General features: G+C 69.1%; 9 protein-coding genes. 1 reads left to right on the top strand and 8 read right to left on the bottom strand.

Annotated features, from left to right (window positions below):
* Nucleotides 1-3 precede the first annotated feature (3 nt).
* From G5C66_RS18275 to G5C66_RS18255, 5 genes are all read right to left on the bottom strand, one after another.
* The gene (locus G5C66_RS18275) at nt 4-1,335 is read right to left on the bottom strand and encodes a sensor histidine kinase (protein ID WP_241248652.1); all 1,332 of its coding nucleotides are present in this window, start codon (nt 1,333-1,335) and stop codon (nt 4-6) included.
* Between the two features lie 314 nt (nt 1,336-1,649).
* On the bottom strand, nt 1,650-2,687 hold the full coding sequence (locus G5C66_RS18270; protein WP_165112374.1) for an MsnO8 family LLM class oxidoreductase: 1,038 nt from the start codon (nt 2,685-2,687) through the stop codon (nt 1,650-1,652).
* A 30-nt stretch (nt 2,688-2,717) separates the two neighbouring features.
* Complete coding sequence (locus G5C66_RS18265; protein ID WP_165112373.1) at nt 2,718-3,803, bottom strand: enterochelin esterase domain-containing protein; 1,086 nt, start codon at nt 3,801-3,803, stop codon at nt 2,718-2,720.
* 281 nt (nt 3,804-4,084) lie between these two features.
* A complete protein-coding gene (locus tag G5C66_RS18260; protein ID WP_165112372.1) occupies nt 4,085-4,711 on the bottom strand; it encodes a 4'-phosphopantetheinyl transferase family protein in 627 nt (208 codons plus the stop codon).
* A gap of 79 nt (nt 4,712-4,790) precedes the next feature.
* Nucleotides 4,791-5,714, bottom strand: a complete 924-nt coding sequence (locus G5C66_RS18255) for a LysR family transcriptional regulator (RefSeq protein ID WP_165112371.1) — start codon at nt 5,712-5,714, stop codon at nt 4,791-4,793.
* 71 nt (nt 5,715-5,785) lie between these two features.
* Between G5C66_RS18255 and G5C66_RS18250 the strand changes: the two genes are divergently transcribed.
* Nucleotides 5,786-6,907 (top strand): nuclear transport factor 2 family protein, encoded by a 1,122-nt coding sequence (locus G5C66_RS18250; RefSeq protein WP_165112370.1) that lies wholly within the window; start codon nt 5,786-5,788, stop codon nt 6,905-6,907.
* A 36-nt stretch (nt 6,908-6,943) separates the two neighbouring features.
* Here G5C66_RS18250 and map read toward each other — a convergent pair whose 3' ends face one another.
* Genes map through secY form a run of 3 tightly spaced genes read right to left on the bottom strand, consistent with a single transcriptional unit; the run spans nt 6,944 to nt 9,685 of the window.
* Complete coding sequence (gene map, locus G5C66_RS18245) at nt 6,944-7,759, bottom strand: type I methionyl aminopeptidase (protein WP_165112369.1); 816 nt, start codon at nt 7,757-7,759, stop codon at nt 6,944-6,946.
* A gap of 43 nt (nt 7,760-7,802) precedes the next feature.
* Nucleotides 7,803-8,378, bottom strand: coding sequence for an adenylate kinase (locus G5C66_RS18240; RefSeq protein WP_165112368.1), 576 nt, complete (start codon nt 8,376-8,378; stop codon nt 7,803-7,805).
* Nucleotides 8,375-9,685 carry a preprotein translocase subunit SecY gene (secY, locus tag G5C66_RS18235; protein ID WP_165112367.1) on the bottom strand — a complete coding sequence of 437 codons (1,311 nt, stop codon included), beginning with the start codon at nt 9,683-9,685 and terminating at the stop codon, nt 8,375-8,377. The genes G5C66_RS18240 and secY overlap by 4 nt, the downstream gene beginning before the upstream one ends.
* Between the last annotated feature and the right edge of the window lie 34 nt (nt 9,686-9,719).

The following is a 9,719-nucleotide window of genomic DNA, read 5'->3' as shown; positions in this document are numbered from 1 at the left end:
GTCTTAGCTACCAAGGGAGAACGCGTCGAGGTCGTCTGCGAAGGAGTGCCGGGCCGCCGACTGCTCCTCGGGTGAGGCCTCAGCGGTCTGCGGTCCAACGGCTGCTTCCGGCTCAGCCGGCTTGGAACGCAGGCTGATCGGCTCCCGGCGCGGGAGCGCACCCGACTCTACTGGGCTGGTCGGCTCCGCGGTCGCGGAGGTCTCGTTCGTCTCATCCGTCCCAGCGGTCACGCCTGTCTCGCCGGTCTCGCCGGTCTCACCGGAGAGCGGGATCGAGGTCTTCATGGTGTCGGTGGACAGATCCGGCGAGGGCTGCTGGCTGGGCGGCGGGGCAAACTGCGCCGCCGGCTGGCGCGGCGGCTGCTGCACAGGGAGTGATCCGGCCTGTGGGGCGGTCTGCTGCATCGGCCTCCGGACGGGCTCGAGCGAGGACTGTCGGGTCTCCAGGCGAGCCGGCGGGGCCGGCTGGGCCGGCTGGGCCGGCTGGGCTGGCTGGGCCGGCTGGGGTCCGCGCCGCCGCGGGGCCGGCGGGAGGACCGCGACGCTGCTCGCGCTCGAGGTACGCGGCGCCTCGGCCGGCTCGAGCGGCGCGACCGGGACCTCGCACAGGAGCGAGGCGGGCACGGTCACCATCGCGATCATCCCGTTGCCGGGAGCGGGGCGGGTGGCGAGGCGTACGTCGATGTCGTACTTGCGGGCGATCCGGTGCACCACCGGGAAGCCGGTGTGGCTCCCGGACTTCGCGACCAGCTCCACGATCGGGCCGGCCAGCAGCGCGTTGAGGCGTCCCACCGACCGCTCCGGGATGCCGATGCCGCTGTCCTCGATGCGGAAGAGCACGTCGCCGGCATCGGCCAGGTGGACGTTGACCGTCACCGTGCCCGGGGAGTACTTGGTCGCGTTGTCCAGCAGCGCGGCGATCAGGCAGGAGACGTCGTCGGCGGCGTAGCCGATCACGGCGAGCTCGCTCACCCGGCCGATCGTGACCTGGTTGTAGCGCTCGATGCCCGACAGCGCCATCCGGATGATGTCCAGCAGCGAGGTGTCGATGCCACCCATCTCGTCCTCGGCGCGGCCGGCGAGCGTACGCATGTCGCGGCTCGCGCGCCGCATGCGGGTGACCGCGTGGTCGACCTCGTAGAGCTTCTTCAACCGCTCGGGATCGTCCTCGTCGGCCTCCAGCGCGTCGAGCGAGATGCGCATCTGCTCGGCGAGGCTGATCAGGTGGAGGCCGAACTGCTCCATGATCTCGGGCCAGGCCTCGTCCTCATCCTCCTGAAGGGGTGGAGGCGTGGACGAGATCGGCGGCGTGACGGGTGTCGTCACAGGCGTCATGGGCACCGGCGGAAAGGTCACTGCCTGACCGCCGGTCGAAGGGAATGAGCGAGCAAGACCCGGATCTGACTGCTCAGCGAGCGTCGCAGTCTGGGGCCCCCGGCGCTTCAACCAGCGCAGGCTCCAGCGTGTCATCAGGCGGCACTTTCAGATGTGGAGAACGAAACAGAGCGGTGATCAGACTGGCACAACCGGTGCGCGAGCGCAGGGTTACGCGCCCGGAAGAAGACAGTGTCCTAGGTCCCTCGTCCCGAGTGGCTCAGGCGCGCCGCCACCTCACGACGAGGTGGGCCGATCCTACGCGGCCGCCCAACTCACCCTGCCAGCAGGCGCAGGGTCTCCTCACGGGCCGGCGCGGTGCGCGGATCCGTCCCCTCGTACGCAGATCCGACCGGGTTCACCATGACCTCGTCCACGCCGTACTCGTCGGCCATCCCGGCCAGCCGGGCCTTGGCGTACGCGGCGGAGCCGATGATCCAGCGCCCGCGCATCGTGTCGACGAGCCCCTGGTGGGCCTCGGGGATCTCGGTCTTCTCGGCCTCGTCGATGCTGGGCTGCGCGGTCAGCGGCTGGCCGGTGCGGAGCTTCAGCATGGTCAGCAGCTGTGGCAGCGCCCGGCGGTCGGCCTCCTCGGCGGTCTCGGCCACGCTCGCGTTCACCGTCAGGAACGTCTTCGGCTCGCTGAGCAGCTCGGAGGGCTGGAACCGCGAGCGGTAGAGCTCGATCATCGCCTTGGTGTCGGTGGCGTTGCCCGCGAAGTGGTGGGCGAAGACGTAGGCCAGACCCTTCTCGGCAGCCAGACGCGCGGAGTAGTCGGAGGAGCCGAGCAGCCAGAGCTCCGCGACGGACGCGGCCGCCGGGGTCGCGTGCAGGACGTGCTGGCGGCCGCCGGCCATCAGACCGACGCCTTCGGGCGCCATCATCGCGACGATGTTGTCGAGGTACTCCGGGAACCGGTTGACCGCGTCGTCGGTCACTCCCCCGGCGCCATGGCGCAGCGCCCACGAGGTGACCGGGTCGGTGCCCGGCGCGCGCCCGATGCCGAGGTCGATCCGTCCCGGGAACGCCGCCTCGAGCAGCGAGAACTGCTCAGCCACGACCAGCGGGGCGTGGTTGGGGAGCATCACTCCCCCGGACCCGACCCGGATCCGCTCGGTCGCACCGGCCACCAGCGAGATCAGCACCGGCGGGTTGGTCGACCCGACCGCCGGCATGTTGTGGTGCTCGGCGAGCCAGTAGCGCTCGAACCCCAGCTCGTCGGCGACCTTCGCCAGCGACAGCGTCGCCGCCAGGGCGTCAGCGGAGGACTGGTCCTTGCGGACCGGGACGAGGTCGAGAACGCTCAGCTTCACGTGAGGTCTCAACCCCGTCGCCGGCGTCGCTTATTCCGGCGGCAGCAGCGCGCGGAGGCCGTCGGCCACGGCCGAGCGCCACCAGGCGTAGTCATGACCGCCGTTGTGCTCCTCGGAGGTGACGTCGATCCCGGCGCTGCGCAGCCGGTCGACGAGGTCGTGGTGGAGCTCGTCGAGCACCCACTCCTGGGTGCCGTGCGCCAGGTGCACCCGGGTCTTGGCCTCCGGGGTGACCGCGTCCGCGAGGTCGTCGAGCCACAGCGAGGCCGACTGGCTGGCGACACCGTGGATGTGCTCGGGGTAGGTCAGGCCGGCCCGCAGGGCGGTGACGCCGCCGAGGCTCTGGCCCACGACGTACGTCTCCGCGGAGACGGCGCGACGCTCGCGCACCCACGGCAGCAGCTGGTTGACGATGTAGTCGGCACCCTCGCCGCCGGCGAGCTCCTCCCAGCGCTTGTCGCGGCCGCCGGAGGCGGGCAGGACGCAGCGTACGTGGCGGAGGTGGCCGTCGGCGATCAGGTTGTCGAGCGTGGTCGGCAGCGAGTGGTGGTCGGTCCAGATCTCACCGTCGAGCGCGACCACGAGCGGCAGGTCGACGTTGAGTCCGGCGCCGGCCGGATCGTAGAGCCAGACGTCGCGGCCGTCGGGGCCCACCTCGAGCGTGACGGTGCCCGGGACGACGTCGTCGCGCCGGTAGAGCCACGGCTGCAGCGGGGCGTCGGGCAGCGAGACGACCGACTGCTTGATGCCCTGCCGGTTGTGGCACCAGTCGGGGTTGAGCGGGTCGAGGTAGCCGCGGTGCAGCACGGCGCGCAGCTCGATCTGCCCCTCGCTCTCCCACGGGGCCGGCTCGCCGGGGTGCTTGCAGAGAAAGGCGTACGACGCCCGCCAGTCACGCTTCATCAGGAACGAGGCGTGCCACAGGTCGGTGCCCGCCTTCCGCTCGAGCATCGTGTCGGCGAGATGACGCTCGTCGGTGAGCCGGTTGGCGAAGAGAAGCACCTCCTCGGCCTCGTCGTCGCGCCAGCAGAAGGTGACGATCACCTCGTCGTCCGCTGCGCCGGCGCCGGTCTCCTCGACGAGCGGGAGCGAGGTGGCGATCTGGTCCCAGAACATCTCGATGTCCTCAGGACTGAGGCGGTCGATGATCTCGCTTCGCGTCCGTGTCGATGGGTTGGGTCGCGCCGCCATGGGGGGTCGCAACTGCGTGCTCATCCGGTTCTTCCTCCCGAGTACGGGGCTCTCCCTGTCCCCGCGGGCTGACCAAGTTACTCACAGTCGGGGCGACACGCGAGGACCCGAGGTCCCTTTCTCTGTCAACTGACAGGTGATGTCGGATATCCGCCAGTCAGAGCTGTGGACGAACGTGATTCGTTCAGTTTCCTATCAGGTTCCTGTCAGTTCCCGGTCCGCCTGTCGGCACAGATCGCGACGGCACCGACGAATCCGGGGGCTTCCCACGGGGTGATCCGGGCGCCGCCGAGCTGGTCGGCCGGACCGTTCTCCGCGAGGACATCCAGGCGCTGCGCCGCCGCCATGCTGCCGTGACCGGCCTTCACCAGCGCTTCCTTGCGCACCCACAACCGCGTGAACGCGTACGCAGCGTCCTGCTGCCCCGCCACCCAGGCCGCCTCGCGCGACGAGAGCGCCCGGTCCGGACCGCGCGAGACCCTCTCGACGTCGATGCCACACCGTCTGGTGGCGGCGACGGCAGCGACCTGGCCGCGGGCGTGACTCAGGCTCACCCAGATCCCTGGAAAATCAGCGACCGCCGGAGCTCCGTGCTCCACGGCGCCACACCGGCCGCACCGCTGTCGGATCACCACGTCCTCCCGGCGTGCGCCCAGCAGCTCGGCGGAGCACTCGCGGACGAGGATGTGCGCGGCGGCGTACGCCTGCTTGTCAGCCGCGGCCACGAGACGGCCGTGACGGGCGAGCTCCGCGGTGGTGAGGAGCCCGGGGTCGGCGTCGATCTCGGACACGTCCGCGAAGCGCGCGACCACGACCGGAGCAGCGTCGTCCATCACGGACGCTCGCGGTGACGCCGAGGGGACGGCCGACGCGTACAGCTCATCGTGCAAGCGTGCCATCCCGGCTCGCGTCTCATCGCGTTCGACCGCCGAGATCACCAGGGGTGGTGACCTCACCCAGAAGATCCTCGAGGATGCCCACGAACCGAGCGAGGCCATCGTGGTCGCCGCCGATGGGCACCAGCGCGTGGAGGCCTCGCACCGGTGCGTCGACGAGCGGGATCCCGACAACGTCCGGACGCAGCGTCGCGAGGGTGATGCCCGGGACGAGAGCCACCGCGTGCCCGGTCGCGGCAAGCGCCACCTTGCCGGCGAGATCGGCAGCGTCCAGGTCGATCTTGGGGTCCACACCGGCGCGGGCGGCGTGCCGGCGCAGCAACGCTCGCGAGCCGTCGTTGTCCTCGGCCCAGACCTCCTCGGCGAGCTCCTCGATCCGGATCCTCCTGCGCCCGGCAAGAGGATGGTCGGCAGCGACCACGACCACCATCGCATCGGCACCGAGCGGGATCGACCGCACACGGTCGTCGTGCGGCAGCCCGGGTGGAGCATCCGTCACCAACGCCACATCGAGCTCGCCGTCCGCGACACGCGCGTGCAGATCACGAGTCAGTCCCGGCACCAGCGTCCAGCCCCACCCGGGGTCGGCGGCCAGAAACCGCCTGACCGCAGCCGGCGCCACCCACGTGGCGAGGGACGGGGTAGCACCGATGGCGAGGCGTCGCACCGGATCCGGGCTGCGAGCCGAGCGGAGCGCACGGTCGGCCTCGTTGACGGCGACCGTGGCGTGGCGCAGGAAGGCGATCCCCGCGGCTGTCGGCTCCACCCCGCGAGCCTGCCTGTGCAGGAGGGCGACTCCGGCTTCGCGCTCCAGCGCTGCGACCTGTCGCGACACGGCCGACTGGGTGTAGCCGAGCTCCAGCGCTGCGGCCGAGAGCGATCCGCAACGACACACCGCCAGGAACGTACGCCACGACACCCACGACACAGCCGCAAGCATGCCATGAACGCATGGCTGTGATGCGGTTCTTACGCTTGTTGCATGGCTCTGGCGCCGGAAGAATTTCGGGCATGAGTACACGAGTGGCAGTGGTCGGTCTGGGACGTATGGGCACGGCGATGGAGAGCCGTCTGCGCGAGAAGACGTACGAGGTCGCCGGCTGGAGCCGACGGCACGGTGGTTCGCCGCAGACCGCGGTCGCGGATGCAGACGTGGTCGTCCTGGCCCTCTTCGACGGGCACGCTTGTGCGCAGGTCCTCGACCAGATCACGTTGAAGAGCGGCGCTGTGCTGGTCAACACCAGCACGATCGCCCCCGACGAGGCAGCCGCGCTCAGCGAGCGGGTCGGGCCTGCGTACGTTCACGCCCCTGTCCTGGGCTCAGTGCCCGCCGTCGCGGACGGAAGCCTGACCGTCCTCGCCGCCGGAGCGGAGGTTGCCCGTGTCCGCGGCGTCCTGACGGCGCTGGGAGACGTCGTCGAGGTCGCCGAAGCCGCCACTGCTGCCGCGCTCAAGCTCGTCGCGAACAGCAGTCTCGCCGGCGCGCTGCTCGCCCTTCGCGACTCGCTTCAGCAGGCCGACGCTCTCGGACTCCCCCGCTCCGACACGCTCGACGTGCTCGCGCGGGGGCCGCTCGGCGGCCTGGTCAGCCGCAAGCGCCCCTTCCTGGACGGCACCGACTCCAGCCCTGCCGCGCAGTTCACGATCGGCGCGCTCGCCAAGGACGCCACGCTTCTGGCCGACGCCACGCAGGTGCCGTTTCCCACCGCCGACGTCCTCGGCAACAGCCAGGCAGGACCCGACGCCGACATCGGTCTCGTCGCGACCGAGGCGTCCGTCGACGATGCCGTCCTGCGGCCGTTGCGTGCCTACGTCGAGGGACATGCCACCGGCGATCCGACCCACTTCGGCGACGCCTTTCTCCCGAGCGCCCACATCGAAGGACTTCGCGACGACGGGTTTGTCACCTGGACACTCGATGAGTACGTCGGGCTGTTCCCCGGTCGTCCCGCCGCCGACGAGTCGACGAGACGCCGCCGGATCGACTCCGTCCAGGTCCACGGCACCGTCGCGACGGCGTCGATGACCCTCTGGCACGGCACGGACACGTTCACCGACGTCTTCCTTCTGGTCGACACCGGCGGTCGGTGGTGGATCGCGAACAAGGCCTATCACCGTGACAGGACGCCCTGATCTACGAGAGCGACAACGCTGGCCCAGGCCGCAGGCTCAGTGACCGCCCCAGGGCACCCCGAGCTTGCCGAGCATCTCCTCGCCACCGTCGAGCGCGGTGAGCACCCAGGCGCCGTTGGAGGTGAGGGCGAAGGTGTGCTCGAAGTGGGCCGCCCAGGAGCCGTCGTCGGTCACGACGGTCCAGTCGTCGTCGAGGGTCGTCACCTCGGGGCCACCGAGGGTGAGCATCGGCTCGACGGCGAGCGCGATGCCGCGCTGCAGCTTCGGACCCTTGCCGGGCTTGCCGTAGTTGAACACCGACGGCTCCATGTGCATCTCGGTGCCGATGCCATGGCCGCTGAAGTCCTCGAGGATGCCGTAGTCGCCCTGGGACTCGACATAGGTCTCGATGGCGTGCGAGATGTCGGTGACCCGACCGCCGAGGCGCGCCGCCGCGATGCCGCGCCACATCGACTCCTCGGTCACCCGCATCAGCTCGGAGACCTCGTCGGGCACCGAGCCCATCGCCACCGTGATCGCGGCGTCACCGTGCCAGCCGTCGACGATGGCGCCGCAGTCGATCGAGATGATGTCGCCGTCCTTCAGCACCCGGGATCCCGGGATGCCGTGGACCACCACCTCGTCGACCGAGGCACAGATCGAGCCCGGGAAGCCGTGGTAGCCCTTGAACGACGGGACGCCACCCCGGGACCGGATCGAGTCCTCGGCGATGGCGTCGAGCTCGAGAAGAGTGACTCCGGGCCGCGCTGCGGCCCGGAGCACCTCGAGCGTCTCGCCGACCACGAGGCCGGCCCGACGCATCTTCTCGATCTGCTCAGGGGTCTTGATCTGGACCTTGGTCAAGAAGCCCACTGCTCCCCCGTTGTGTACAAGATTGTCTGTCCCAGATTCCGGGTCAGGATTCCGGGACGATGTCGAGCTCGTCGAAGATCCGCTTGGTGACGTCGTCGACCTCACCCATGCCGTCGATCTCGTGCACCAGGCCGCGACCCTTGTAGACCTCGATCAGCGGGGCGGTCTCCTCGAGGTAGACCTCCTGGCGCCGGCGGATGACCTCTTCGGTGTCGTCGGACCGACCCTCGAGCTCGGCGCGCTGAAGCAGCCGCTGCACGATCTCGTCCTTGTCGACCGTCAGCACGACCACAGCGTCCAGCGCGTGACCGGTGAACTTGATCATCCCGTCGAGCTCCTCGACCTGCGCCAGGGTGCGCGGGTAGCCGTCGAGCAGGAAACCCTTGGCAGCGTCGGGTTCGTCGATGCGGTTACGGACCATCAGGTTCATCACCGAGTCGGGGACGTACTCACCCTTGCTCATGTAGGAGTCGGCCTCGACTCCGAGCGGGGTGCCCGCGTCGACGTTCGCCCGGAGGATGCTTCCGGTCGAGATCGCGGGGATACCGAAGTGCTCGGCAATGAACTTCGCCTGGGTGCCCTTACCGGCTCCCGGCGGGCCCATGATGATCAGTCTCATCGGAGGAACCCTTCATAGTTGCGCTGCTGGAGCTGGCTCTCGATCTGCTTCACCGTGTCGAGGGCGACGCCGACCATGATGAGGATCGAGGTGCCGCCGAACGGGAAGTTCTGGTTCGCGTTGATGAGCGCCAGGGCGATCAGCGGGATGAGTGCGACCAGACCGAGGTAGAGCGAGCCCGGCAGTGTGATACGGGACAAAACGTAGGACAGGTAGTCCTCGGTCGGCTTCCCGGCCCGAATTCCTGGAATGAAGCCGCCGTATTTCTTCATGTTGTCGGCGACCTCCGGCGGGTTGAAGGTGATCGACACGTAGAAGTAGGTGAAGAAGATGATCAGCGCGAAGTACGTCGCCATGTAGATCGGGTGGTCACCCTGGACGAAGTAGCGGTTGATCCAGTCGACCCATGCGGGCGGGTTCTGCGCGTTCTGGTTGAACTGCGCCGCCATCGCCGGCAGGTAGAGCAGGGACGAGGCGAAGATGACCGGGATGACACCGGCCTGGTTCACCTTGAGCGGGATGTAGGTCGAGGAACCACCGAACATCTTGCGGCCGACCATCCGGCGGGCGTACTGGACCGGGATCCGGCGCTGGGCCTGCTCGATGAAGATGACCGCCGCCATGATCGCCAGGCCGATGACCATGACGATGGCGAAGGTCCACCAGCCCTTGTCGTTCTTGACCGCCCACATGGTGGCCGGGAAGGTCGCGACGACCTGGGTGAAGATGAGGATCGACATACCGTTGCCGATGCCGCGCTCGGTGATGAGCTCGCCGAGCCACATGATGACCGCGGTGCCGGCGGTCATGGTGACGACCATGACCAGGAAGGTGGCGGTGCCGTCGTCGTGCAGCAGCGGCTGCGTGCAGCCCTGGAGCAGGTCACCGGAGCGCGCGAGCGCGACGATGCCGGTCGCCTGCAGGACCGCGAGGCCGAGGGTCAGGTAACGGGTGTACTGCGTGATCTTCGTCTGCCCGGACTGCCCCTCCTTCTTGAGCCGCTCCAGGCGCGGGATCACCACGACGAGCAGCTGCAGGATGATGCTCGCGGTGATGTACGGCATGATGCCGAGCGCGAAGACGGTCAGCTGCAGGAGCGCACCGCCGGAGAAGAGATTGACCAGGTTGTAGAGGCCGGCGCTGTCACCGGTCTGGGCCGCGTCAAGACACTGCTGGACGTTGGCGACGTGAACGCCCGGAGCAGGGATCTGTGACCCCGCTCGGAAGATCACGACGATCAGGAGAACGAAGAGCAGCTTCTTGCGCAGGTCCGGGGTACGGAACGCTGATGCGAACGCGCCAAGCACGAATGGTTCCTCTTTCGACAATCAGGGGTCGCAG

Source organism: Nocardioides turkmenicus, from assembly GCF_011045035.1.
Classification (GTDB): Bacteria; Actinomycetota; Actinomycetes; order Propionibacteriales; family Nocardioidaceae; genus Nocardioides; species Nocardioides turkmenicus.
The sequence above is the reverse complement of the archived record's forward strand: the minus strand, read 5'-3'. Positions and strand labels throughout refer to the sequence as shown.

Coding starts and splice junctions, on each gene's coding strand:
- G5C66_RS18275 (WP_241248652.1), bottom strand. CDS start 1,335: ATGACGCCTGTGACGACACCCGTCACGCCGCCGATCTCGTCCACGCCT.
- G5C66_RS18265 (WP_165112373.1), bottom strand. CDS start 3,803: ATGTTCTGGGACCAGATCGCCACCTCGCTCCCGCTCGTCGAGGAGACC.
- G5C66_RS18260 (WP_165112372.1), bottom strand. CDS start 4,711: ATGGACGACGCTGCTCCGGTCGTGGTCGCGCGCTTCGCGGACGTGTCC.
- G5C66_RS18255 (WP_165112371.1), bottom strand. CDS start 5,714: ATGCTTGCGGCTGTGTCGTGGGTGTCGTGGCGTACGTTCCTGGCGGTG.
- G5C66_RS18250 (WP_165112370.1), top strand. CDS start 5,786: ATGAGTACACGAGTGGCAGTGGTCGGTCTGGGACGTATGGGCACGGCG.
- G5C66_RS18240 (WP_165112368.1), bottom strand. CDS start 8,378: ATGAGACTGATCATCATGGGCCCGCCGGGAGCCGGTAAGGGCACCCAG.